This window comes from Streptomyces sp. ATexAB-D23 (genome assembly GCF_000373645.1).
In the GTDB taxonomy this organism is placed as follows: Bacteria; Actinomycetota; Actinomycetes; order Streptomycetales; family Streptomycetaceae; genus Streptomyces; species Streptomyces castrisilvae.
This window is the reverse complement of sequence record NZ_KB892012.1, coordinates 98,476-121,679: the sequence shown is the minus strand read 5'-3', so window position 1 is coordinate 121,679 and position 23,204 is coordinate 98,476. Positions and strand designations below refer to the sequence as shown.

The following is a 23,204-nucleotide window of genomic DNA, read 5'->3' as shown; positions in this document are numbered from 1 at the left end:
GGGTCTAGTCTCGAAGGATGACTGTGTACGGAAACTTCCCCGGCTCCCGCCCCCGGCGGCTGCGGACGACCCCCGTGATGCGGCGGATGGTCGCCGAGACACGGCTCGACCCGGCGAACCTGATCCTGCCCGCGTTCGTGCGCGAGGGCATCGACGCCCCGGTCGCCATCTCGGCCATGCCCGGCGTGCAGCAGCACACCCTGGACACCCTGCGGAAGGCCGCCGTGGACGCGGTGTCGGCCGGCGTCTCGGGGATCATGCTGTTCGGTGTGCCGCTGGACGAGAAGAAGGACGGCCGGGGCACGGCGGGCACCGACCCGGACGGCATCCTCCAGGTCGCGCTGCGCGCGGTGCGCGAGGAGGTCGGCGACGATCTCCTCGTCATGTCGGACCTGTGCCTGGACGAGTTCACCGACCACGGCCACTGCGGTGTGCTGACCGAGGACGGCCGTGTCGACAACGACGCGACGCTGGAGCGGTACGCGGAGATGGCCCAGGTCCAGGCCGACGCGGGCGCCCATGTGGTCGGCCCCAGCGGCATGATGGACGGCCAGGTCGGCGTCATCCGTGACGCGCTGGACCAGACGGGCCACGAGGACGTGTCGGTCCTCGCGTACACCGTGAAGTACTCCTCCGCGTTCTACGGCCCGTTCCGCGAGGCCGTCGGCTCCTCGCTCAGGGGCGACCGCAAGACCTACCAGCAGGACCCGGCCAACGTCCGCGAGTCGCTGCGCGAGCTGGCGCTCGACCTCGAAGAGGGCGCGGACATGGTCATGGTCAAGCCGGCCGGCCCGTACCTGGACATCCTGGCGAAGGTCGCCGAGGCGTCGGACGTGCCGGTCGCCGCGTACCAGATCAGCGGCGAGTACGCGATGATCGAGGCCGCGGCGGAGAGGGGCTGGATCGACCGGGACGCGGCGATCCTGGAGAGCCTGACCGGCATCCGCCGGGCGGGTGCGCAGATGATCCTCACGTACTGGGCGACGGAGGTCGCGCAGCGGCTGCGGGGCTGAGGCCGGAGGCCCTACGGCCAGTCGATGAGGCCGATGAAGAGCAGCCAGGTCAGCAGGACGGTGACGGGGGCGGCCACGGCGAGGAGGATCGCGGCCGCCGGCTTGCGCCCAAGGCATACCCAGCTCGCGATCAGTGCGACGAGGGCCAGCACCAGGCCGCAGCAGAACACCGTCCAGGCCGGGAGGAAGCTCGCCTCGAACCGGTCGCCGTCCGCCTCGGAGCACGAGTCGCAGATCATCGGCGTGAACATGGTGTAGATGAGGGCGAGGAACGCGAGCGGCAGCGTGATGACCGCGGAGATCAGCGTGGCGACCCAGGTGTGGCGGGGCCGGTCGTCCGTGTCGAGGTCTTGGGACATGCGTGCGATTCCACCAGGTGTGGCGCCCCAACGCATGAGTTGTCGTACCCAAGGGCTGTCCCGGCCCCGGTGTCAGAGCCTCCCGGTAGCGTGCGGGCAGCCAGTTCTGACGACTCTCCGGGAGAACCACTGTGGACATCCTGCTCATCGGCGGCTTGTGGCTCGACGGATCAGCGTGGGACGACGTCGTGCCCGAACTCACCCGGCTCGGCCACCGTCCCGTGCCGCTCACGCTGCCGGGGCAGGGTGACGGCGCTGCCTCGGCGACGCTCGACGACCAGTTGGCAGCGGTGCTCGCCGCGGTGGACGCGGCGCCCGGGAAGCCTCTGGTGGTGGGGCACTCCGCCGCATCGACCCTGGCCTGGATGGCCGGTGACGCACGGCCGGACAAGGTGGCCAAGGTCGCTCTGATCGGCGGCTTCCCGGCCGCCGACGGGCGGGCCTACGCCGATTTCTTCGCGATCGAGGGCGGCGTCATGCCCTTCCCGGGGTGGGACCCCTTCGAGGGTCCGGACGCCGCTGACCTGGACCAGCCGGCCCGGGACCGTTTCGCTGCCGCCGCCGTTCCCGTCCCCGAGGCCGTCGCCAGGGGCGTCGTGCGGCTGACCGACGAGCGCCGCTTCGACATCCCCGTCGTGGTGGTCTGCCCCGAGTTCACCCCGGCCCAGGCCGAGGAGTGGATCGCGGCCGGTGAGATTCCTGAGCTGGCCCGCGCCACCCGGGTGGAGTACGTGGACCTCGACTCCGGCCACTGGCCGATGGCCACCCGCCCCGGCGAACTCGCCCGGGTCCTGGGCGAGGCTGCCAAGTCGTAGGGCCTGTTGTCAGACCCGGTCCCTACGATCGGAAGCATGAAAGCTTCCGGAACGTTCACCGTCAGCTCCTTCGTCCCGTCCGAGCTGAAGCCCGAGCCCGAGGTCTCCACCGCGCTGCCCGTCGGGGTCGCGACCATCGTGAAGGTCTTCGAGGGCGAGGTCGCGGGGCGGTCGACCACCTTGTTCACGGCTGCCTTCGACCAGGAGTCGGGCGTGGGTACGTACATCGCCATGGAGTCCTTCGAGGGGGCGCTCGCCGGGCGGGAGGGCACGTTCAACTTCGTGCACTCGGCCGCGACGAGCGGCAGCGACCGTACGAACGAGTTCTTCACGATCGTGCCGTCGAGCGGGACCGCCGCCCTCGCCGGGATCAGCGGGGGCGGCGGACTCGCGGTGGACGCGGACGGTACGCACCGGGTCTGGTTCGAATTCGAGCTGGCCGGTCAGTAGGTGAGCGCGTCGTCCATCTCGCTCTGCCAGTAGGTGACGAAGCCGTTGTCGTCCCAGTACGTCGTGCCGGGCAGCGTCAGCTCGGCCGGCGAGGAGTTGACCGGGCCGTTGCTCCGGTCGGCGAAGATGACCCCGAGGTGCTTGCTCGTGTACGGCTTCGAGCCGTTCGGCTCGCCGGTCAGGCTGATCGCCGCGTACGCCGACTGGCCCGGGTCGAGCGTCACCACGGCCTGCGGCTTGCTGTCCTGGTTGACCTGGAACACGGCCTGCGCGCCGTCGAAGCGGAGCATCGGCGCGTGGTACGCGTAGCAGGGGCGGTCACCGGTGTTGGTGGCCGTGAGCAGCAGGTGGTTGACCGGGCGGCTCACCTTCGTGACGGTGACCTTCGTGTTCGAGCCGTCGCAGGTGACGGCGGTCTTCGGCTTGCTGTCGGTGGCCGGGGCCTTGGTCTTCGTAGCCGGGTCCGCGGTAGGGACCTTCGGCTTGGCGTCGGCGGCCGGTTCGGACTCGGTGTCGGTCGGGGACGTCGAGTCCTTGGCCGGTGCCGAGGGCTCCTTCGACCGGCCGCCGTCCTGGTCCGCCGTCGGGCTCGCGGCCGGCTTGCCGGTGTCGGTGACGTCGTCCCCGTTGCACGCCGTGAGCGAGAGCGCCGCGAGCAGGGCGGTGGCCGCGAGAACGGTGGTGCGGATGCGGTTGCTGCGCATGGTGGATCTCCCCGTAGGTGGTCTTGTGTGTGGTGCGGGCTGAGCTGAGCTCTGGTCAGTTGTGGCAGATCAGGAGCAGGACGATCGCTGTCGTCACGATCACCACTCCGATCGCCAGCGCATCGGTCAACTCGATGCGGAAGAGCGTTCGCACTGCGTCGGTCCCCCGGTCGCTGTGGTGTGGTTCGAGCTTGCGGCACGGCGGATTCCGGCCGCAACGCCCGCCACACCATTGGGGATGCTGGAATGCCTGCGCGTACTGTGACCTGGGCAGATTCCACGTCCCTGGAACGGTGATCCGGGACGACCAGGAGGGGGAACGCCGTAGTGGCGACGCCGGAGGCCGAGGATTTCGCGGGCCTGCTGAAGAAACTGAAGGACCGTTCGGGACGCAGTTACGGCGTGCTGGCGGGAAGGCTGCACGTCAGCACGTCGACGCTCCACCGGTACTGCAACGGGGACGCGGTCCCCAGTGAGTACGCCTCCGTGGACCGGTTCGCCCGTCTCTGCGGGGCCACGGACGACGAACTCGTGGACCTGCACCGCCGGTGGATCCTCGCCGACGCGGCCCGGCGGCGGGGGAAGCCGGACACCGCCCCCGCGCCGGACGCGCCCGTCGCGGAGCCGGAGCCGGTGCCACAACCGGAGCCGGTGCCACAACCGGAGCCGGTGGCACAGCCGGTGCCGGTACCGGAATCGGAGCGGGTGCCGGAATCAGAAGCTCCGGTACCGGTCGAGCCCCCGCCTGCCGCGCACACGACCGAACCGGCCCCCGAGGTCACCCCCGAACGCCCCGCCCCCGAGCGCTCCTCGCGTTGGCGCCGCGCCTCCGCCCGTACGCGGGTGCTGCTCGCCGCAGCGGCGGTCGTCGCGCTCACCGTGCCCACCGCCGTCGTCGTCGGGCAGCTCAAGGAGACCGGCTCGGACGCCGCCGTCGAGATGCCCGGCGGCCGGAGCACGGAGGAGGGCAAGGGGGCGGACGCCGTCTCCGAGTTGCCGCAGAGCCCGTCGGCGTCGACGTCCGCCTCCGCGTCGGCGAAGGCCAGTGAATCCGCGAGCAGCACCGAGGCGGCCGGCCCGACCGCGCGGTCCTCCGTCTCCGCCTCGGCCACCACCGGGACCGGCACCGGGGCCCCGCCGACCGTGACCATCAGCTCGTACAACTGGGAGGAGCCCTGCGGGCAGTTCTATCTGCTCACCCAGGACCCGGGCACCGTGCCGCCTCCGCCCTCGCCCACCAGCACCCGGGGCTGGGCGCGTTCGCTCGGCGGGGTGGAGGGCGGCGCCATGAAGCTGGAGCTGACCGTGCAGGGCACCTCGCAGGAGGCCGTCGTCCTGACCGACCTGCATGTGCGCGTACTGAGTCAGCGGGCGCCCCTGCAACGGCCCGCGTTCTCCATGGGCGAGGGCTGCGGAAGTGGTATCGAGCCGCAGTCCTTCGACATCGACCTGGACAGCAACCGGCCCACGCTGACCCCGGTGGCGGGCACCCAGGGCGACCAGGTCGTGCCGGCGAAGGACTTCCCGTTCCAGGTCTCGTCCCGCGATGTGGAGGTCTTCGACCTGGACGCGCATGTGGAGGGCCACGACGTCAGCTGGTACCTGGAGCTGGAGTGGAGCAGCGGCGGCCGTAAGGGGACCCTGCGCATCGACGACGGCGGCAAGCCGTTCCGCACGAGCAGCATCGCGGGGCGGCCGGAGTACTACTACCGCTACGACACCTCGGTCTGGGAGAAGCGCTGAGCGTCCGGGGCTGCCCGGCGGGTCGCGATCTCGCGGACGCAGTACACCGCGACGGCCAGGACGGCCACGCCGGCCGAGACCGGTTGCGGGGCGACGAAGGTGATGTGCGGGGAGACCGTGACGGCGATGCCCGTCTGCTGGAAGACGGTGTCGAGGACGGCGATGGTGTTGAGGGCCGCAAGGGTGTAGCCCGCCCTGCGGAGTCCGTGCCCGGTTCGGTCGGTCAGAGCGGCGGAGAACGCCAGAAGGCTCGTCAGGGCGGCCGTCGAGATGCTCATGGCCACCCAGTAGGGCCCGTGAGGCCAGGGGTCTTCGGCATTGCTCGTGACCGCCACGGCGTAGACGGCCAGCAGGAGCAGGGGCAGGGCGAAGCGGGTCACTTTTGTCACGGTCGTACGCCATGCCGGCCGTGACATGACGACGAAATGGCCGACGAGCCAGGCCGTGGCGAGGCCGACGACGAGGGCGCCGCTCGCCGCGTCTCCGTCGTCTCCGTGGCCGTCGATGTTGACCGAGACCAGGATGGCTGTCGCCACCACGGTCAATAGCCAGACCCCGCCCGGCAGCCAGGGCCCGCCCACGGGTGTGTGTTTGGCGGCGGTGGGCGGCGGCCTGCGCGGTGCGTCCCGAGGTGGCGGCAGCACCTTCGTGGGTGCCGCCGCGGCGAGCCGCCGCAGGGCCCGGGAGGCGTCGGCGGCCGTGGTGTGGCGCTCGGACGGGTCCTTGCTGAGGAGCTTCAGTACGAGCGTGTCCCAGGAGGAGGGGAGGCCCGGCCGGATCGAGCTGGGCGCGGGGGGTTCGTCGGTGAGGTGGGCCGTCAGGTAGCCGATGCTGTCGGGGGCCTGGAACGGCAGGCGGGCGGTGAGCAGTTCGAAGAGCAGGCAGCCCAGCGCGTAGAGGTCGCTACCCGGTTCCGGGTGGCCGCGTGCCTGCTCGGGAGCCATGTACGGGGGCGTGCCGACGATGAACCCGGTCTGGGTGAGGCGGTCGGCGGTGGCGTACGGGTCGGCCGCGCGTGCTACGCCGAAGTCGAGGACCTTCACCGTGCCGGTGTGCGTGATGAAGATGTTGGACGGCTTGATGTCGCGGTGCAGGACGCCCGCCGCGTGTGCCTCCGCCAGGGCCTCGCCGATTTCGGCGCCCCAGCGGGCCGCGTCCTGCGGGTCGATGGCGCCCCGCTCCAGCTTGGCATCCAGCCCTTCGCCCCTGACCAGTTCCATCACCAGGAACGGGGCGTTGCCGGTCTCGGGGCCGCTCTCGCCGAGATCGTGGACGGTCACGATGTGCGAGTGCTGGAGGCGGGCCGTGAGCCGGGCCTCGCGCAGGAACCGGGCGCGCGCCTCTCTGCCCCGGCTTCCGCCTCCCGCGAGTAACGAGATCAGCTTGACCGCGACCCGCCGGTCCAGCTTCTCGTCCTGCGCCTCCCAGACCTCACCCATGCCGCCCTCACCGAGCCGCCGCACCAACCGGTAGCGATTTCCAAGGAGTTGATCCCGCACTGTGGCCCCCTCGTGGGTGTATTGCGTGGGTGTCCTGCTCTCGGATCCGGCTCGCTTCGATCATGTCACTCCGCCCGGGGCTCGGGGCTCGGGTCTCGGGACCGTGGACCGGGGTGGGCGGTTCACTCGTTCGAGCGTACGAGGGGTGTGGGCGGCCCGAGGCTTGAGGCTCGGGACTCGGGCTTCGAGATGCGGGACCCGAGGTTCGAGCGCCTTCTTTTGATGGGTGGGTAGAGACGGGGTTGGGGAAACCCTCCCGACCTCCCTGACCCGTCACGGTCTGCATGTATGACTAATGGTGACGGCTTGCGACGCAGCGTGGCCACTGCTTACGGTGCGGGAAATCAAACGACCCCGACGAGGCCTCTCAAGCCTTGCCGGGGTCTGGCCAGAGCTCGACCACCACAGAAAGAGCCGATCTCGTGGTTGTTCAGAACCTTAGTCCCACCCCGTGCCCCATGGCCCAGACCGGCTACGGCAAGCGTGCCGTGCCCGGTCAACATCCGGCCCGCCCCGATGACTTCGCCTCGCTGCCGCTGCGCGAGCGCTACATCGCCGCCTTCGTCGAGCGGCTGCCCGAAGGGGCCGTGATGAGCGTCAAGGCTCTCGCCAAGCAGATCCCGCTGTACGGGCAGCAGGCCGTGGCCTCCGCGATGACCGCGCTGTCCGTGGCCGGGCATCTGCGGCGCGTGCGGTGCGCCTTGGTGGACGGGCAGGGCCAAGTGCGGTGGGTGTTCCGGACGTTCTGGTCGCGGACCGCTCACGACAACGAGTGGTGGGCGGATTTTCTGGGCTCGTTGACGGTGGTCGCGCCGGAGGCCGAGTCCGTGGTCGCGGCGCCCGCCCCCGCACCCGCGCCGGAGTCCGCGCCCTCGGAGGCTCCGGCCGCTTCCGCCGTGCCCGCGCAGCGGGTCGCCGATCCGGAGGAGGGCGGGCGTTCGACCGCGTACCTCGCCCTGGCCGAACTCGGGCGTGTCGATACGCGGCTCGCGCTCTCCCACGCCCACTGCGCCGCCCTGGAACCCCTCGCCGAGCAGTGGTTCGCCCGTGGCGTGGACGTCGGCTACTTCGTTCGTACGCTCACCGCCGGGCTGCCCGCCTCGGTCGAGTCGCCCTTCGGGTTCGTCCGCCGTCGCCTGGGCGACAAGCTTCCGCCCGTCTACCGCCCCGCCCCGGAGCGGGCCGGTGGCGTCACGCATCCGGCCAAGGTGGAGTGCGTGGAGTGCGGCGTCCCGGGGCCGGTCGACGCGCTGCCGGACGGGCTGTGCCGGGGCTGCCGGGAGCCCGCCGGGGGCGCACCTCAGGCCGTTGCGCACGGCCCCCGGGTCCGCGACCGGATCGCGGCCCTCAAGGATCTCGTGAAGTCGTCCTGAGGGCCGCGTCCCGCCCGGGGTCAGGCGCGCTTGCGGCGGCGGGCCATGACGACCAGGCCCGCACCCGCGGCGACGACTGCGGCGCCGCCGATGGTGATCGGGATCATGTTGCTGCTGCCGGTCGTCGCCAGATCGCCTTCACCCGGCTGCGAGGGGCTGGCGGACGGGGCCGGGGCGCCCGGTGTCGCTGAGCCCGACGGGGTGTCGGACGGGGTGGCGCTGCCGGACGGCGGGGGCACCGAGGCCGACGGCGTGCCGGTCGCCGGGGGGGTCGTCCCGGGCGTACCGCTCGGGGGCGTGCTGGGCGACGGGGTCTCCGTTCCAGGGGCCTCGGGCAGGCAGCCCGTGAACGGGAAGTGGTGCGTCTCCGCACCGCCCGAGCCGTGCAGCGAGGCCACCCACACCGAGCCGTTGACCGGCGCGGCCGTGCCCAGCTCCAGGTGGGCGTGGGGCGCGAGCACGCTGCCCGGCCAGGCGGCCTGACTGTTCTTGACGACCTTCGTGGCGTCCGGGAAGTTCCACAGGAGCTTGGCCCGGACCGCGCCGCCGGACGCGCTCTGGAGCTTGTCGTCCAGGACGAAGTCCTGGCCGCCGGAGAGGAAGAAGCCCGTCGTGCGGGCCGTCGCCATGTCGTACTCCCGGCCGCTGACGTTGACGATCGTCGTCGCCCCGGCCGGGACCTTGATGAAGACCTCCTTCGCCTTCTCCAACCGGTCCGCCGGTACGGAGAAGACGTTGCGGGCGCCGTCCGTGCCGGTCAGCGTCAGCCGGTCCCCGTCGAGCCGCACCTCGGCGCCCGCCGTCGCGGACTCCCCGGCCAGCGCCGCGGAGTAGGACCGCAGCTTGGCGAACTCACCGTCGAAGTCGATCAGATCGGCCTTCTGGCTGAAGCTGCCGTTGTGCAGCTCGACGGCACGGTCCTTCACCTGGCCGCCGACCACCGCGTTGCCCTTCATCACGACGGTCGCGGAACCGCCGTTGAGCAGGTCACCGCGCACGACGAGCGACGCCCGGCCGGGCAGCGCGTCGACCTCGGCGGCCGACAGCTCGTTGGCCACGCTGAACCCGCCCCGGAAGTCCGCGTTGCCGCCGACGGCCACCGCGCCCTCCGCGTCGGGCGAGTGGACGTCGTCCCCGAGGACGAACTCGCCGTACTTGCCGGCGATCCCGAAGGCGTCCGTGGTGCAGTCCGCCGGGGCGGGGGTGGCCTGGGCGGCCGGAGCGACGGTGAGCCCGAGGACGAGGGCACCGCCGAGCGCCGCGAGGGCGGCAGTGGTGGGTATGCGCATAGTGCGTGGTTCTCCCGCGGAGCAGTTATGAAGGTTCTGTGGCGACTCCGGTCATCATTCCCATACTCGCGAAAATTGGTCAAGACCAATGCGGGATCTGGTCCATGGTGCTGAGGGGCGGGGCGGCCCGGCTCAGTCCCACCAGAACGCCCAGGTCTCCTGCTTGAGGAGCGCTGTCTCCGCGTACGCGCGGAGCGTGTTGAGGCTGGACTGCTGGATGTTGTCCGGGCAGAACGCGAAGTGCTCCGCCGCCAGCGCCTCCGCCTCGGCGAGCGTCGTGGGCGGGCGGCTCACGGAGAGCACCAGGGTGTCGAACCCGAGCACGAGGACGCGTGCCCCGTACCGGTCCTCCCAGGAGCGCAGCACCGCGCTGAGCCTCGCCACGTCGTTCTCATGATTCGCCGGGCCGGACCAGCCGATCGCCGCCGGTATGTCCGCGCTGCGGCGCGCGGGGACCAGCGCGATCCGTATCCCCGCCATCGGGCTCCCCGGAGCGGTCAGTTGGTCCGCGATCTCCGCCGCGAGGGCGTCCGGCTCGTCCGGTCCCGCCTCGGCCGGGCTCGGCGCGAGGCCCGGCCACGCGCCGTCCGAGTCCACGAGACCCAACTCGTCGCTCTCGTGAGCCTCCCATGCCTCGGTCAGCACGGTCTCGGCGTCATGATCGCCCGGATACGACGTACTCGCCGGGTCCAGGTCCCAGTCCTCCGGCCACGCGGCACGCCTGCCGCCGTCGACCAGGACCGGCAGCAGACCGGCCGGCCGCCCGGCGGTGCGCAGCCCGGCCCAGACCCCGGGGGTCGCGGGCCGGTCCGCGTACCAGAGGAGGGGTTCGTGCCAGGTCTCGTCGATCGTGGTGTCCACGAGCGTGCCGGGCGGGAGTTCCAGCCCGGCATCGGCCGTTGAACGAAGTGCATTCGGGAGCGTCGCCATATCGGTGACTCTAAGTGCCCCCACTGACAGTGGACTTCTCAGCGCCCCACATGCCCGGTGAACGCGGCCCAGGCGGCGGGCGCGACGGTGAGGGCGGGGCCCTCCAGGTTCTTGGAGTCACGTACGTGCACGGCGGTAGGGTGCGCGGCGACCTCGACGCAGGCGCCGCCCTCGTCGCCGCTGTGGCTGGACTTGACCCAGTCGTAGGCGACTTCGAGGCACTCGCCGCCGTCGCTGCCGCTGTAGCTCGACTTGAACCACGTATGTGCAGTGCTCATTGCTCTCCCAGCAGACGGTCTAGCAGGCGCCTGGATTCCTCGGGTGTGAGGGCCTGCGACCGCAGCATTGCATACCTCTGCCCCAGGATGCTGATCTCATCGGGGTCAGTGATGAGCTGGCTGCCGCGCTGAGTTTCGGTGTACGCGAGGCGTTGGAAGTCCGGTGTCTCCAGCAGGATGAACGGCCCGTCGAGGGCGGCGTGGGTGGTCCGGGCGAGCGGCATGATCTGGAGCGCGACGCCGGGAAGGTCCGCGCACGCACGGAGGTGGCGCAGTGTCTCCCGGTGCACCTCGGCTCCGCCGAGGGGGGCGAGCAGAATCGCCTCGGAGATGATGAAGCTCATGGTCGGCGGGTTCTTGCGGCGCAGGATCTCCTGCCGTTCGAGCCGACTGACCACGTGGGCGTCGATCTCTTCCTGGCTGAAGGCCGGAACCCGGCTTTCGAAGACGGCTCGCGCGTAGTTCTCGGTCTGCAACAGCCCTGGCAGGACCTGGTTCGCGAAGAACGACAGCGCCAGCGCCTCCCGCTCCAGGTCCATGTACGCCTCCGCCCAGACCGGAATCAGGTCCACCTCGGGCAGGTGGTCCAGGGCCGTGATCAGGGCGCCCTTCGTGTCCATGATCGCGTCCAGGACCCTGGCCAGCGCGGGAACCAGGCTCCGGCGGCCCTGCTCGACGGACGCGATGGTTTCCGGCTGGACATTGGCCTGGCCCGCGAGCTGGTGCTGAGTCAGCCCGGCCGCTCGACGGAAATGGGCAACCAGTGCGCCCATCATCTTCATGATCGACGCGTCTTTGCGACGACGGCTCTTGTTGTGCATAAGGTGCCCACTCCCCACCCGGGCCCCTGCTTCACGCGCGCCCGACCCGTACAAGATATGTGTACGGGTGGTTACAGTGCGCGATCACCGTGAAGCAGAGCCGCGTCCAGGGCCGTGCGGACGGCCTCCGTGGCGGTCTCGTGGTCGAGACCGGGCTCGTTCATGACGACCGTGCCGTAACTGCCGTTGTCCACCCAGCTGCACGCCACGCGGGAGCCGGGGGTCTCCGAGTCGTCCGCGTACGAGACGCAGCGGAGCCGGCGGCCGTCCGGACCCGGGTCCGGCTTCCAGAGGCCGTCGATGGTCGAATCCGACTCGGCGAGCCCCAGTTCGTAGCCCTTGAGGGCTCTGTCGGGGGTGTTGCGGAAGTCGCCCACCGCGCCGAAGACGAGGGCGGCCGGGCCGATGGGGCCATCCGGGTCCGCGAGGTCGCCGTAGACGTAGGCGAACGCGCCCTCGGCGTTCAGGGTCTGGGTCCACAGCGAGGCCATGTCCGAGTTGACGCCGTCCACCACCGGGACGGCGGAGAACAGCGAGGCGCCCCGGAACGTCTTCGGTGCCGTCACCGTGTAGTGCGGATAGCTCGTGTCCGCCGGGCCCTTGAGCGCCAGCGGCGAGACCACCGCGAACACCGCCAGGGTGAGGGCCGTGCCCAGCAGCACGAAGTCCCGGGCGCCGGGCGGGGGCGGCGGGGGCAGGGGACTCGCCGGTTCGGGCGCGCCCTCCGGGAGCGGCGGTGTGCGGTGGACGGCGCGGGAACGGGCGCCGCTCTCCAGGACGGCGAGCAGGCGGTACGGGACGAGGGTGAGGAGCGCGGCGGCCCCCGCCCACATCGACCAGGGCGCGGCCGAATCGGGGACGAGGGCCACGGCGCCCACGGCCAGGACGGCGAGCACGCTCAGATACGGGGCCCTGACCTGGCCCAGGAGCAGCCTCCGGCCGGGGCGGAGGAACGCGGTGAGCGTCTCGGCGCGGATGGCCAGACGCAGGTCGTACGGGTGCTGCCCCGCCTCCTCGTCGGCTCGGCGGGCCGCCTCCGCCAGGTTCGGAGCGGCGGCCAGGGCGCCGCGGACGTCGTGGCGCTGGGTGTGGGAGACGGAGAGGCGGGGCGCCGTGGGCTGTGCGGCCCAGACCGGGGCCGGGTCGCTGAGCCGGAGCGCTTCCGGTGAGCCGGGGGCCAGTTCGGCGACGCGCGCCACGAGGCGGTCGGCGCGGGCGTGGCGGCCGGGGCGGTCCAGCGCGTCGGCCGCCCGGCAGAGTTAGGCGTAGGCGGTGAGCAGGGCCAGGTGGTCGGGAAAGGCGTCGAGCCCCCGGCGGTAGGCGCGTTCGGCCTCGGGCCTGTCCGGCGGATCTTCGCGGCCCGCGACGCCTGGCACGCACTCTCGCCGCACGCCCGCATCACCCGAGTACGTCCAGTACGAGGGCGATTCGGGCGCACGCCGATAGCACGCACCAGACGCCGCGGGCTGATCCACGAAGATCCGCCGGACAGGCCCTCGTCGTCGTGGTCGTCCTCGTCCTCGGCGACGTGCGCCTGGCCCAGCAGGAGGTACAGGTCGGGGCGGGGCCGTACGTCTCCAGCGCGGCGGCGGCCTGCTCGCGGGCGGCGGCCGGGCGCTTGCTCCGGAGGGCTTCCCGGACGGCTGCCGCGGCTGCCTCGGACGCGGCCCGTGCCCCCGGCTCCGGTCTCGGTTCCTCCGGCGGCCGTGCCGTTTCGGGCATGTTCGTCTGCCCGGTGTCCCGCATGTGATCCCCACCCCTGGTGACGCGTCCGGTGCTCACCGGACGCGCCACCATCCCCTGCGGCGGGGCGCGCGGTCAACGCCATTTGGGTGATGATGCCCGGGGGTGCGCCTTTCGTTTTCCCCGGAAAGCGAGTGGAGGGTCAGCGGGCCATTGTCGCGCTGATGATCTTTCCCTGGCCCATGTGGTTCCGGACGGTGACTTTCCTGGCCAATTTCAGGACCAGCGGCCAGCCGAAACCGCCGGCCGCGCCCGTCATATCCGGGACGCGCTGTCGCGGGCGGTCCGGGCTGGGGTCCGCGACCTGTACGTACAGCGCCTTCTCGTCCGCTCCGAACGCCAGGGCCGTGACGGCTCCCGCGTGGCGCACCGCGTTCGTGACCAGTTCCGAGGCGAGCAGCAGCAGGTCCTGGACGGCCGAGGGGGAGGGCGGGGGGTCGAGCGCCTCCACGAACGCGGCGGCCGCCGCGCGGGCGTCGGCCGCTTTCGCCGGTGGGGGCACGGCCTCGGTAATGGCCTCGGGCGAAGGCGGGTCAGGCGCTGTGCAATGGTCACTCATCTTTCGCCCCCAGAGAAAGGTTCGTCCAACGGTCTGAATTCTCTTTTGCCCCCGAGACCGTTGTGTACCCGAATCATTTCGGGGGCAGCCGAGAAAAGCGGGGCCCGGCGCCACCGAAGTGCCGCCGGGCCCCGCCGCCTTCCGCTCGCGCGGGCCGTGCCGTGTGCTCAGAGCCGCTCGGGCGTCCGGATGCCGAGCAGCGCCATGCCCTTGTGCAGGGTGCGGGCGGTGAGGTCGCAGAGGAACAGCCGGTTCTCCACGACCTCGGCCGGGTTGTCCTCGCTCAGGACGTGGCACTGGTCGTAGAACGTCGTGAAGTGCGACGCCAGCTGGTAGAGGTACGCGGCCAGCTTGTGCGGCTCGTAGTTCGCGGCGACCTCGGCCAGCACCTCGCCGAACTGGTCCAGGTGCAGGCCGAGCGCCCGCTCGGCCGGGGCCAGCTCCAGCTCCGGGTGCGCGGCCGGCTTCGCGTCGCCCGCCCTGCGCAGGATCGACCGGATGCGCGCGTACGCGTACTGGAGGTACACCGACGTGTCGCCGTTCAGCGACACCATCTGGTCCAGGTCGAACTTGTAGTCCCGCACGGCGGAGGTCGACAGGTCCGCGTACTTCACGGCGCCCACGCCCACGTACCGGCCGTTCTCGACGATCTCCTCCTCGGACAGGCCCACCTTCCCGGCCTTCTCCCGGACCACGGCCGTCGCCCGCTCGACCGCCTCGTCCAGCAGGTCCTCCAGCCGGACCGTGACGCCCTCACGGGTCTTGAACGGCTTGCCGTCCTTGCCGAGCACCGTGCCGAACGCGAGTTGGTGCGCCTTCACGTCGTCGTTCAGCCAGCCGGCCCGCCGGGCCGTCTCGAAGACCATCTTGAAGTGCAGCGACTGCCGCGCGTCCACCACGTACAGCAGGGTGTCCGCCTTGAGGTTCCGCACCCGGTCGCGGATCGCGGAGAGGTCGGTCGCCGCGTAGCCGTAGCCGCCGTTGGTCTTCTTGACGATCAGCGGGACCTTGTTGCCGTCGGGGCCCAGCACGTCGTCGAAGAAGACGCAGAGCGCACCCTCGGAGCGGACGGCGACGCCCGTCTCCTCCAGGATGCGGCAGGTCTCCTCCAGCATGTCGTTGTACCCGGACTCGCCGACGATGTCGGGGTCGCTGATCTCCATGTCGAGCTTGTCGAAGACCGAGTAGAAGTAGATCTTCGACTCGTCCACGAACCGCTGCCACATGGCCAGCGTCTCCGCGTCCCCGGCCTGGAGCGCGACCACCCGGTCCCGGGAGCGGGCCTTGAACTCCTCGTCCGAGTCGAACAGGGCCCTGGACGCCTTGTAGAGCCGGTTGAGCGAGGACATGGCGGCCTCGCCGTCCTCCTTGCCGCCCTCGTGGTCCAGCTGGTCCGGGTGCTCGGTGAGGTACTGGATGAGCATGCCGAACTGGGTGCCCCAGTCACCGATGTGGTGGCGCCGGACCACGGACTCGCCGGTGAACTCCAGGATCCGCACCATCGCGTCACCGATCACGGCGGACCGCAGATGGCCCACGTGCATCTCCTTGGCCACGTTCGGCTGGGCGTAGTCGATGACGGTGGTGCCCGCCGCGTCGTTCGCCGGGATGCCGAGCCGGTCGCCGTCGGCGGCGCGCGCCGCGAGGGTCTCGGTGATCGCCCGGTCGGCGAGCGTGACGTTCAGGAAGCCGGGACCGGAGACCTCGATGTCCTTGATCAGCTCGGAGGCCGGGAGAGCGGCCGTGACCCGGTCGGCCAGCTCGCGCGGATTGCCCTTGAGCTTCTTGGCGAGCGCCAGGATGCCGTTGGCCTGGAAGTCGGCCCGGTCGCTTCGGCGCAGCAGCGGGTCCGCGGTGCCGGCCTCCGGCAGTGCTGCCGTCAGGGCGTCCGCCAGCTGCTGCTGGAGCGTGGAAGCGAGGGAATTGACCGAGGCCATGAGCTGGCTGCCGTTTCCGTAGGGGTACAAGGGATGACCTCAAGTATCCCACGGCGTGTAAACGGGTTTTCCGCCCGTGCCGCGGGGCCCCGTAAAGCCGTTTTCGCGCTGCGGGCCGCACCTGGGAGAATGGGCGGTGCCCCTATGAGTCCTACCCGAGAGAAGGACGTGCCGACCGTGGCTCAGAGTCAGAGCAGCACCGAGACCGACTGGGTCTCCCGCTTCGCGGACGAGGTCATCGCCGAATCGGAGCGTCGTGCGCCTGGCAAACCGGTCGTCGTCGCCTCCGGCCTCTCCCCGTCGGGCCCGATCCACCTGGGCAACCTCCGCGAGGTCATGACCCCGCACCTGGTCGCCGACGAGATCCGCCGCCGCGGATACACCGTGCGGCACCTGATCTCCTGGGACGACTACGACCGCTACCGCAAGGTGCCGAACGGCGTCCCGGGCGTGGACGAGACCTGGGCCGAGCACATCGGCAAGCCGCTGACCTCGGTGCCCGCGCCCGCCGGGTCCCCGTATCCGAACTGGGCCGAGCACTTCAAGGCCGCGATGACCGCGTCCCTGGACGAGCTGGGCGTCGAGTACGACGGCATCAGCCAGACCGAGCAGTACCTCGCGGGCACCTACCGCGAGCAGATCCTGCACGCGATGCGCCACCGCGCCGACATCGACGCCGTCCTCGACCGCTACCGCACCAAGAAGGACCCGGCGGCCGGCGGTGCCAAGGGCGGCAAGAAGCCGCAGCAGCAGAAGAAGGTGGACGAAGCCGAGCTGGAGGCCGAGGCCGGTTCCGGCGCGGCGAGCGAGGACGACGGCAGCGGCGGCTCCGCCGGTTACTTCCCGTACAAGCCCTACTGCGGCAACTGCGAGAAGGACCTCACCACCGTCACCTCGTACGACGACGACTCCACCGAGCTGAACTACACCTGCTCGGCCTGTGGCTTCGCCGAAACGGTCCGCCTGAGCGAGTTCAACCGCGGCAAGCTGGTCTGGAAGGTCGACTGGCCGATGCGCTGGGCGTACGAGGGCGTGATCTTCGAGCCCTCCGGCGTCGACCACTCCTCGCCCGGCTCCTCCTTCGTCGTCGGCGGCCAGATCGTCCGCGAGATCTTCGACGGCGTCCAGCCGATCGGCCCGATGTACGCCTTCGTCGGCATCTCCGGCATGGCCAAGATGTCCTCCAGCAAGGGCGGCGTGCCGACCCCGGCCGACGCGCTGAAGATCATGGAGGCGCCGCTGCTGCGCTGGCTCTACGCCCGCCGCAAGCCCAACCAGTCCTTCAAGATCGCCTTCGACCAGGAGATCCAGCGGCTCTACGACGAGTGGGACTCGCTGGGCCGCAAGGTCGCCGACGGCTCCGTGCTGCCGGCCGACGCCGCCGCGTACGCCCGCGCGATCGGCACCGCGGCCGGTCAGCTGCCGAGCACGCCGCGCCCGCTGCCGTACCGCACGCTCGCCTCGGTCGCCGACATCACGGCCGGTGCGCAGGACCAGACGCTGCGCATCCTCAGCGAGCTTGACCCGGCGAACCCGCTGACCTCGCTGGACGAGGCCCGGCCGCGTCTCGACCGCGCCGAGTCCTGGATCACCACCCAGGTCCCGGCCGAGGCCCGCACCGTCGTCCGCGACGAGCCGGACAAGGACCTGCTGGGCTCGCTCGACGAGCAGGGCCGCGAGTCGCTGCGGCTGCTGATCGAGGGGCTGGACACGCACTGGTCCCTGGACGGGCTGACCACGCTCGTCTACGGCGTGCCGAAGGTCCTCGCCGGACTGGAGCCCGACGCCAAGCCGACGCCCGAGCTGAAGACCGCCCAGCGGTCCTTCTTCGCCCTGCTCTACCGGCTGCTCGTCAGCCGTGACACGGGGCCCCGCCTGCCCACGCTGCTGCTCGCGGTGGGGGCGGACCGGGTGCGCAGGCTGCTCGGCGCGTAAGCGGATGTGTGGAAGGGCCGCTCCCCCGGTGGGGGGCGGCCCTTCGGTCTGCTTGGTGCTTGGTGCCTGGTGCCTGGTGCTTGGTGCTTGGTGCCTGGTGTTTCGTGCTTACGCGATGTGGTCGGCTTCGAGTTCGGCCTGCTCCGCCGCGTAGCGCTCCTTGAACAGCGGCATCAGCTGCCGGATCAGCGCCTCGCTGCGCGGGTGCCGCACGTTGTGCCCGTCCGACAGGTGTATGTCCAGCACCGCGATGCTCGGGTAGTCGTTGTTCTCGGTCACGAACGCCGCGAACACCTCGTACGCGATCTCGCTGAACTCCGCGTCCTCCTGCGCCCATTCCTCGGCCCACTCCTCGGCGGCCTCGGCGACGGGCTGCTCCGCGAGCTGCTGCTGCGGGAGCTGCTGCTGCGGGAGCTGGTCCGGGAGTTGCCCCGGGAGTTGTTCCGGGAAGGGGAGCTGCTGTTCGGGGATGGTGCTGCCGACCGTGCCCACGTTGCCCAGGGGACGGGTGCGGCCGCCCGGACCCGAGGGGACCTGGAGCGGGGTGGGCCCGGGGCCTTCGTAGTCGGGGTCGTACGTGCCCTCGTAGACCTTGGCGGTCGCCTGCGCGGGGAACCAGGGGTTCTCGTCGTTCTGCGCGGGGGCGGGCTGCTGGGGGTGCTCCTGGGGCTGCTGAGGGTCGGCCGGCTGCTGCTGGTGCTGCGGCTGCGGCTGGTGTGCGGCCTGGGGGAGTTCGGGGTGCTGCTGGGCCGTCTCCACCGCGGGGGCCGCGGCGGCCGGGGCCGGGGCCGGGGGGAGGAGGGCCGGTTCGATGCCGGCGGCGGCCAGACCCGCGGGGCCGGTCTCGGCCAGCGGCACGCCGTACTTCGCGAGGCGGAGCGGCATCAGGGACTCGACGGGCGCCTTGCGGCGCCAGTTGCGGCCGTAGCGGGCCTGGAGGCGGGCCTGATAGATCAGCCGGTCCTGTTCGAGCTTGATGACCTGCTCGTAACTGCGCAGCTCCCACAGCTTCATGCGGCGCCAGAGGCGGAAGGTGGGGACGGGGGAGAGGAGCCAGCGGGTGAGGCGGACGCCTTCCATGTGCTTGTCGGCGGTGATGTCCGCGATCCGGCCCACCGCGTGGCGGGCGGCCTCGACGGAGACCACGAAGAGCACCGGGATCACGGCGTGCATGCCGACGCCGAGCGGGTCGGGCCAGGCGGCGGCGCCGTTGAACGCGATCGTCGCGGCCGTCAGGAGCCAGGCCGTCTGGCGCAGCAGCGGGAAGGGGATGCGCAGCCACGTCAGCAGCAGGTCCAGGGCCAGCAGGACGCAGATGCCCGCGTCGATGCCGATCGGGAAGACCAGCGAGAAGTCCCCGAACCCCTTCTGAAGGGCCAGTTCGCGCACCGCCGCGTAGGAACCGGCGAAGCCGATCGCGGCGATCAGGACCGCACCGGCCACCACCAACCCGATCAGCACGCGATGCGTGCGCGTCAGCTGCATCGCAGCCACCCCCCATCCCCTCCCTGTTCCCTTGTCCTGTGCTCTCGCCGGCTGCTGTGGCCTGTTGCCGTGGCTTGTTTCCGGCGGGCACAGCCTGGCACATGTGTGCGAGAGGTGTCGCGGGGGGAGGGGAGAAGGCCCGTCAGTCCGACTTCTTGGTGGTGGCCGAGGAACTGGGGGAGTTGGAGGTCTTCGTCTCGGGCGAGGCGCCGGTCTCCTTGCTCCCGTTGGCGTCGGCGACGGCGGCGACCGCGTCCCTGACCGCCATCGTGGCGCCCTTCAGGATCGTCTCCGCGGTGGGCGTCTTCGAACCGGCGTAACCCGCGCCGTTGTAGTTGACGACGACCACGACGTTCCCCGTGCGGGCGACGATCGTCGTGTACCTGAAGTCCTCGTCCGCCTTGGACTGGTCGTACGTGACCTTGGTCGCCTGGTCGCCGATGCCGGTGACGGGCTCGGACTTGACGTTCTTCGCGCCGTCCGTCGCCTCGGTCTTGCCGACCTGCTTGGTGAAGTCCTCGCCGGCGCGCGCGGCGCCGCTGCCCAGGGTCTGGTCCGAGGTGAAGCGGGTGAAGCCGACGTCGAGCCAGCGGTACTGGGAGCCCTTGACGCCCTTGTCGGCCAGGCCGTTCCAGGAGCAGCTGCCCCGGGCGGAGGAGTCGCTGGACTTGCCGCGGGTGCCGTTCTTGCTCTTGGCCGAGGGGACCAGGGACTTGACGGTCTTCGCCGCGACCGACGAGCAGGGGTCCGGCAGCTCGGCGAACTTCGCGGCCTCGACGGTCGGTTCCGACTTCGTCACCTGCGGCGACGCGGAGGCGGACGCGTCGGCGTCCTTCTTGCCGTCGGAGTCCGACGAGCAGCCGGCGACGACGAGCATCACCGGGACGGCTGCGCAGGCGAGTATGCGGGTGAGTCGCGGGGCTGATCGGTGCATGGTTCCTTCAGTCGGTGGCGCGGCGGTCGGGGGACGGTTGCGCGGCGGTAGCCGTGCGGAGCGGCGGGCGGCGGGCGGCCGCCGGTGGCTCCGAGGGGCCACGGTACGACGGACGGCGGGCGGATGCCGCCTCGGCCGGGCGGCCCGGAGAGCGGTCCGGGCCGGGTTCCGGCGGGGTCAGGCGTTGAACGATTCGACCAGCTTCCGGGCCAGGGCCTGCGCCTTCTCCTGGAGTTCCTTGCCGTCGGGGGCCTGGGTGGAAAGGGCCGGCTGGGCGGTGTACTCGATGGTGACGATGACGTTGGATGTGCGGAATACCACGCTCACCGTGCGGTGCCGCGCGGTGGAACCCGCCCGGGGGAGCGCGTCGTCCAGGAACGCGCTGTCGCCGAGCTTGTCGAGCAGCCGGGGCTGGAGGTTCTCGGCGGGGCTGCCGCCGGTCTCCCCGTCGGACGCGCCGCCGTCAGCGCTTCCGTCCGGTGTCCCGCCGTCGGTGTCCGCGCTCGCGTCTCCGCTCGTGTCTCCGCTCGTGTCCGCGCTCGTGTCGCCGGTCGTGTCCGGGGCCGACTTGCCGGAGCCGGTCGGGGTGGCGCCGGGGGTGTCGCCGGTCGCGCCCGCCGTCGGGAGGTCGGCCGCCGCCTCCTTCTTCGCGTACACCTCGCGGGCGCGGTCGTCGTCGCTCACGGACGTGTCGTAGGAGACGACGCGCTCGAAGTCCAGGTGGACGCTGCGGGCACCCTCGGGGGCGTCCGACTTCCAGCGGCAGCCGATCCGGCGGTCCGTGTCGTAGGTGACCGTGGGGGCGCCCTCGAACACCTTCTCCTGCTGGGCCTCGGGCATGTCGGCGGTGCCGGGCAGGAGGTCCTTGAGGGTGGCCAGCGGGATGGCGCGGCAGGCGTCGGGGAGGGTGCGGTACTTGCCCGGCGGAGCGGGCGAGGAGGTCGGGTTGCCCGGCTTGCCGTCGGGGGCGGAATCGCCGCTTCCGGAGCCGCCGGAGCAGCCGGCGGCGAGCGCTGCGATGAGCACGGCGCCGGTCGCGTACGCCATTCGTCGCACGGTCCTGGGCTCCCTTCGTGCGAAAAACGGTTGCCGCCCGATGGCGGCCGATGGACACAATGTGTATCGCACGCGCCGCTGTGAATGCCGGTCGGCCGACCTCTTTGCCGATCTTGGCGCCGGTTTTGCGCTTTCAGGCTTTTCGGGGGAATCGAGGGGTTATGTCGTATGTAGAGGTACCGGGGGCGAAGGTTCCCATCCGTATGTGGGCCGATCCGGCCTCGGTCGAGGACGCGGCGATGCAGCAGCTGCGCAACGTCGCCACGCTGCCGTGGATCAAGGGCCTGGCCGTCATGCCCGACGTCCACTTCGGCAAGGGCGCCACGGTCGGCTCGGTGATCGCGATGCACGGGGCGGTCTGCCCGGCCGCGGTCGGCGTGGACATCGGCTGCGGCATGTCCGCGGTGAAGACCTCGCTGACCGCCAACGATCTGCCCGGGGACCTGTCGGGGCTCCGCTCGAAGATCGAGCAGGCCATTCCGGTGGGCCGGGGGATGCACGACGAGCCGGTGGACCCGTCCGGTCTGTACGGGTTCGGCGCGTCCGGCTGGGACGACTTCTGGGGGCGGTTCGACGGCGTGGCCGAAGCGGTCAAATTCCGTCAGGAGCGGGCCACGAAGCAGATGGGGACGCTCGGATCGGGAAACCACTTCATCGAGTTCTGTCTCGATGAGTCGGGTTCGGTCTGGCTGATGCTGCACTCCGGGTCCCGGAACATCGGCAAGGAGCTGGCCGACTTCCACATCGGAGAGGCGCAGAAGCTCTTCCACAATCAGGGCCTGGTCGACCGGGACCTCGCGGTCTTCCTCGCGGACACCGAGCCGATGCGCGACTACCGCAACGACCTGTTCTGGGCGCAGGAGTACGCGAAGCACAACCGCGCGGTCATGATGGCGCTCTTCCAGAACGTCGTCCGCAAGGAGTTCAAGAAGGCCAAGGTCACCTTCGAACCGGTCATCTCCTGCCACCACAACTACGTGTCGGAGGAGCGGTACGAGGGGATGGACCTGCTGGTCACCCGCAAGGGCGCGATCCGGGCCGGCTCCGGCGACTTCGGGATCATCCCCGGTTCGATGGGCACCGGCTCGTACATCGTGAAGGGCCTCGGCAACGCCAAGTCCTTCAACTCCGCCTCGCACGGCGCGGGCCGGAAGATGAGCCGGAACGCGGCGAAGAAGCGGTTCTCGGTCAAGGACCTGGCGGACCAGACGCGGGGCGTGGAGTGCCGCAAGGACTCCGGTGTCGTGGACGAGATCCCGGGCGCCTACAAGCCGATCGAGAAGGTCATCGACCAGCAGCGCGACCTGGTCGAGGTCGTCGCGAAGCTGAAGCAGGTCATCTGCGTGAAGGGCTGAGCCGGGGGCGGGTACGGGTACGGGGCCGGGGGCGGGGTCGAGCCGGGCCCCGCAGGGCCCATGCGGCTCGGCCCGCCCGGCTCGGCTCGTGCGGCTCAGCCCGTGCGGTGCACCTTCGAGTTGGACGCCTGGGCGCGGGGGCGGACCACCAGGAGGTCGATGTTGACGTGGCTGGGGCGGGTCACGGCCCAGGTGATCGTGTCGGCCACGTCGTCGGCGCTGAGGGGGGCGTCGACGCCCGCGTAGACCTTGGCGGCCTTCTCGGCGTCGCCTCGGAAGCGGGTGGTGGAGAACTCCTCGGTCTTGACCATGCCGGGGGCGACCTCGATGACGCGGACCGGGGTGCCGACGATCTCCAGGCGCAGGGTCTCGGCCAGGACGTGTTCGCCGTGCTTGGCGGCCACGTAGCCGGCGCCGCCCTCGTAGGTGGCGAAGCCCGCGGTCGAGGAGAGGATCACCACCGTGCCGTCGCCGCTCGCGGTGAGGGCCGGAAGCAGCGCCTGGGTCACGTTGAGCGTGCCGATGACGTTGGTCTCGTACATCTGGCGCCAGTCCTGCGGGTCACCCGTGGCGACCGGGTCGGCTCCGAGCGCGCCGCCCGCGTTGTTGACGAGGACGGCGAGGCCGCGGAACGCGGTGGCGAACTCGTCGACCGCGGCGCGGTCCGTGACGTCCAGGGCGTAGGCCGTCGCCTGGTGGCCCGCCTCGGTGAGCTCGGCGGCCAGCGCCTCGATGCGGTCCTTGCGGCGGGCGGTGAGCACGACGCGATAGCCGGCGGCCGCCAGTTGCCGGGCGGTCGCGGCGCCGATGCCGCTGCTCGCTCCGGTGATGACGGCGATGGGGGATGCGGCCATGACGGGCTCCTCGGACAGCTGATCGGTACCCGGTCAGGATAAAGGCCGTCCTCCGGGCAGGACCGCGGCCGG

21 protein-coding genes are annotated in these 23,204 nt (G+C 71.2%); 7 read left to right on the top strand and 14 right to left on the bottom strand.

Annotated elements, in window-relative coordinates; translation table 11 throughout:
- The first annotated feature begins 17 nt into the window (after positions 1 to 17).
- Entirely contained in the window at positions 18 to 1,013 is a 996-nt protein-coding gene (gene hemB, locus B082_RS0113020; protein ID WP_199783794.1) for a porphobilinogen synthase, read from the top strand.
- An 11-nt stretch (positions 1,014 to 1,024) separates the two neighbouring features.
- Here hemB and B082_RS0113015 read toward each other — a convergent pair whose 3' ends face one another.
- Positions 1,025 to 1,372 (bottom strand): hypothetical protein, encoded by a 348-nt coding sequence (locus tag B082_RS0113015; protein WP_018552238.1) that lies wholly within the window; start codon positions 1,370 to 1,372, stop codon positions 1,025 to 1,027.
- A gap of 131 nt (positions 1,373 to 1,503) precedes the next feature.
- Here B082_RS0113015 and B082_RS0113010 point away from each other — a divergent pair, with 131 nt between their 5' ends.
- Together B082_RS0113010 and B082_RS0113005 are read left to right on the top strand one after the other, a co-directional pair.
- Positions 1,504 to 2,187, top strand: a complete 684-nt coding sequence (locus B082_RS0113010) for an alpha/beta fold hydrolase (RefSeq protein WP_018552237.1) — start codon at positions 1,504 to 1,506, stop codon at positions 2,185 to 2,187.
- Positions 2,188 to 2,223: 36 nt separating this feature from the next.
- Complete coding sequence (locus tag B082_RS0113005) at positions 2,224 to 2,637, top strand: DUF3224 domain-containing protein (protein WP_018552236.1); 414 nt, start codon at positions 2,224 to 2,226, stop codon at positions 2,635 to 2,637.
- Here B082_RS0113005 and B082_RS0113000 read toward each other — a convergent pair.
- Positions 2,631 to 3,341, bottom strand: a complete 711-nt coding sequence (locus tag B082_RS0113000; RefSeq protein ID WP_018552235.1) for a DUF4232 domain-containing protein — start codon at positions 3,339 to 3,341, stop codon at positions 2,631 to 2,633. The genes B082_RS0113005 and B082_RS0113000 overlap by 7 nt on opposite strands.
- A gap of 327 nt (positions 3,342 to 3,668) precedes the next feature.
- Here B082_RS0113000 and B082_RS0112990 point away from each other — a divergent pair, with 327 nt between their 5' ends.
- Positions 3,669 to 5,084: a helix-turn-helix domain-containing protein gene (locus tag B082_RS0112990; RefSeq protein WP_018552233.1), complete on the top strand. Its 1,416-nt coding sequence runs from the start codon at positions 3,669 to 3,671 to the stop codon at positions 5,082 to 5,084.
- Here the strand turns inward: B082_RS0112990 and B082_RS39835 are convergent.
- Positions 5,054 to 6,547 (bottom strand): serine/threonine-protein kinase, encoded by a 1,494-nt coding sequence (locus B082_RS39835; protein WP_420707679.1) that lies wholly within the window; start codon positions 6,545 to 6,547, stop codon positions 5,054 to 5,056. The genes B082_RS0112990 and B082_RS39835 overlap by 31 nt on opposite strands.
- Positions 6,548 to 7,041: 494 nt before the next feature.
- On the opposite strand from B082_RS39835, the gene B082_RS0112980 reads away from it, so the two are divergent.
- Positions 7,042 to 7,956 (top strand): hypothetical protein, encoded by a 915-nt coding sequence (locus B082_RS0112980; protein WP_018552232.1) that lies wholly within the window; start codon positions 7,042 to 7,044, stop codon positions 7,954 to 7,956.
- Between the two features lie 20 nt (positions 7,957 to 7,976).
- On the opposite strand, the gene B082_RS0112975 is transcribed toward B082_RS0112980, so the two are convergent.
- The 7 genes from B082_RS0112975 to argS all read right to left on the bottom strand — a co-directional run bounded on the left by B082_RS0112975 (position 7,977) and on the right by argS (position 15,513).
- Positions 7,977 to 9,245, bottom strand: coding sequence for a choice-of-anchor A family protein (locus tag B082_RS0112975; RefSeq protein WP_018552231.1), 1,269 nt, complete (start codon positions 9,243 to 9,245; stop codon positions 7,977 to 7,979).
- A 132-nt stretch (positions 9,246 to 9,377) separates the two neighbouring features.
- Positions 9,378 to 10,175, bottom strand: a complete 798-nt coding sequence (locus B082_RS0112970) for a DUF4253 domain-containing protein (RefSeq protein WP_026249738.1) — start codon at positions 10,173 to 10,175, stop codon at positions 9,378 to 9,380.
- A gap of 38 nt (positions 10,176 to 10,213) precedes the next feature.
- Entirely contained in the window at positions 10,214 to 10,453 is a 240-nt protein-coding gene (locus B082_RS0112965) for a DUF397 domain-containing protein (protein WP_018552229.1), read from the bottom strand.
- Positions 10,450 to 11,274 (bottom strand): Scr1 family TA system antitoxin-like transcriptional regulator, encoded by an 825-nt coding sequence (locus B082_RS0112960; protein WP_018552228.1) that lies wholly within the window; start codon positions 11,272 to 11,274, stop codon positions 10,450 to 10,452. The genes B082_RS0112965 and B082_RS0112960 overlap by 4 nt, the downstream gene beginning before the upstream one ends.
- A gap of 71 nt (positions 11,275 to 11,345) precedes the next feature.
- On the bottom strand, positions 11,346 to 12,473 hold the full coding sequence (locus B082_RS0112955; RefSeq protein WP_018552227.1) for a hypothetical protein: 1,128 nt from the start codon (positions 12,471 to 12,473) through the stop codon (positions 11,346 to 11,348).
- A gap of 686 nt (positions 12,474 to 13,159) precedes the next feature.
- Entirely contained in the window at positions 13,160 to 13,576 is a 417-nt protein-coding gene (locus tag B082_RS0112940) for an ATP-binding protein (protein WP_199783793.1), read from the bottom strand.
- 167 nt (positions 13,577 to 13,743) lie between these two features.
- Entirely contained in the window at positions 13,744 to 15,513 is a 1,770-nt protein-coding gene (gene argS / locus B082_RS0112935; protein ID WP_018552223.1) for an arginine--tRNA ligase, read from the bottom strand.
- Positions 15,514 to 15,681: 168 nt separating this feature from the next.
- Here argS and lysS point away from each other — a divergent pair, with 168 nt between their 5' ends.
- Positions 15,682 to 17,448: a lysine--tRNA ligase gene (gene lysS, locus B082_RS0112930; RefSeq protein WP_026249735.1), complete on the top strand. Its 1,767-nt coding sequence runs from the start codon at positions 15,682 to 15,684 to the stop codon at positions 17,446 to 17,448.
- A gap of 108 nt (positions 17,449 to 17,556) precedes the next feature.
- On the opposite strand, the gene B082_RS0112925 is transcribed toward lysS, so the two are convergent.
- The 3 genes from B082_RS0112925 to B082_RS0112915 all read right to left on the bottom strand — a co-directional run bounded on the left by B082_RS0112925 (position 17,557) and on the right by B082_RS0112915 (position 20,914).
- Positions 17,557 to 18,933 (bottom strand): DUF2637 domain-containing protein, encoded by a 1,377-nt coding sequence (locus B082_RS0112925; RefSeq protein WP_018552221.1) that lies wholly within the window; start codon positions 18,931 to 18,933, stop codon positions 17,557 to 17,559.
- A 142-nt stretch (positions 18,934 to 19,075) separates the two neighbouring features.
- Complete coding sequence (locus tag B082_RS0112920) at positions 19,076 to 19,867, bottom strand: DUF3558 domain-containing protein (RefSeq protein ID WP_026249733.1); 792 nt, start codon at positions 19,865 to 19,867, stop codon at positions 19,076 to 19,078.
- A 177-nt stretch (positions 19,868 to 20,044) separates the two neighbouring features.
- Complete coding sequence (locus B082_RS0112915) at positions 20,045 to 20,914, bottom strand: hypothetical protein (protein ID WP_018552219.1); 870 nt, start codon at positions 20,912 to 20,914, stop codon at positions 20,045 to 20,047.
- 170 nt (positions 20,915 to 21,084) lie between these two features.
- Here B082_RS0112915 and B082_RS0112910 point away from each other — a divergent pair, with 170 nt between their 5' ends.
- Positions 21,085 to 22,278: an RtcB family protein gene (locus B082_RS0112910; RefSeq protein WP_018552218.1), complete on the top strand. Its 1,194-nt coding sequence runs from the start codon at positions 21,085 to 21,087 to the stop codon at positions 22,276 to 22,278.
- 95 nt (positions 22,279 to 22,373) lie between these two features.
- Here B082_RS0112910 and B082_RS0112905 read toward each other — a convergent pair whose 3' ends face one another.
- Positions 22,374 to 23,132 (bottom strand): SDR family NAD(P)-dependent oxidoreductase, encoded by a 759-nt coding sequence (locus tag B082_RS0112905; protein WP_018552217.1) that lies wholly within the window; start codon positions 23,130 to 23,132, stop codon positions 22,374 to 22,376.
- Positions 23,133 to 23,204 lie beyond the last annotated feature (72 nt).

What these genes read in the sequence shown, in the direction of transcription:
- B082_RS0112925 (WP_018552221.1), bottom strand. Translation starts at nt 18,933, where the DNA reads ATGCAGCTGACGCGCACGCATCGCGTGCTGATCGGGTTGGTGGTGGCC.
- B082_RS0112975 (WP_018552231.1), bottom strand. Translation starts at nt 9,245, where the DNA reads ATGCGCATACCCACCACTGCCGCCCTCGCGGCGCTCGGCGGTGCCCTC.
- B082_RS0112980 (WP_018552232.1), top strand. Translation starts at nt 7,042, where the DNA reads ATGGCCCAGACCGGCTACGGCAAGCGTGCCGTGCCCGGTCAACATCCG.
- B082_RS0113005 (WP_018552236.1), top strand. Translation starts at nt 2,224, where the DNA reads ATGAAAGCTTCCGGAACGTTCACCGTCAGCTCCTTCGTCCCGTCCGAG.
- B082_RS0113000 (WP_018552235.1), bottom strand. Translation starts at nt 3,341, where the DNA reads ATGCGCAGCAACCGCATCCGCACCACCGTTCTCGCGGCCACCGCCCTG.
- B082_RS0112910 (WP_018552218.1), top strand. Translation starts at nt 21,085, where the DNA reads ATGTCGTATGTAGAGGTACCGGGGGCGAAGGTTCCCATCCGTATGTGG.
- B082_RS0112960 (WP_018552228.1), bottom strand. Translation starts at nt 11,274, where the DNA reads ATGCACAACAAGAGCCGTCGTCGCAAAGACGCGTCGATCATGAAGATG.
- B082_RS0113015 (WP_018552238.1), bottom strand. Translation starts at nt 1,372, where the DNA reads ATGTCCCAAGACCTCGACACGGACGACCGGCCCCGCCACACCTGGGTC.
- B082_RS0112965 (WP_018552229.1), bottom strand. Translation starts at nt 10,453, where the DNA reads ATGAGCACTGCACATACGTGGTTCAAGTCGAGCTACAGCGGCAGCGAC.
- B082_RS0112970 (WP_026249738.1), bottom strand. Translation starts at nt 10,175, where the DNA reads ATGGCGACGCTCCCGAATGCACTTCGTTCAACGGCCGATGCCGGGCTG.
- argS (WP_018552223.1), bottom strand. Translation starts at nt 15,513, where the DNA reads ATGGCCTCGGTCAATTCCCTCGCTTCCACGCTCCAGCAGCAGCTGGCG.
- B082_RS0112915 (WP_018552219.1), bottom strand. Translation starts at nt 20,914, where the DNA reads ATGGCGTACGCGACCGGCGCCGTGCTCATCGCAGCGCTCGCCGCCGGC.
- B082_RS0112940 (WP_199783793.1), bottom strand. Translation starts at nt 13,576, where the DNA reads ATGAGTGACCATTGCACAGCGCCTGACCCGCCTTCGCCCGAGGCCATT.
- B082_RS0112905 (WP_018552217.1), bottom strand. Translation starts at nt 23,132, where the DNA reads ATGGCCGCATCCCCCATCGCCGTCATCACCGGAGCGAGCAGCGGCATC.
- B082_RS0112920 (WP_026249733.1), bottom strand. Translation starts at nt 19,867, where the DNA reads ATGCACCGATCAGCCCCGCGACTCACCCGCATACTCGCCTGCGCAGCC.
- hemB (WP_199783794.1), top strand. Translation starts at nt 18, where the DNA reads ATGACTGTGTACGGAAACTTCCCCGGCTCCCGCCCCCGGCGGCTGCGG.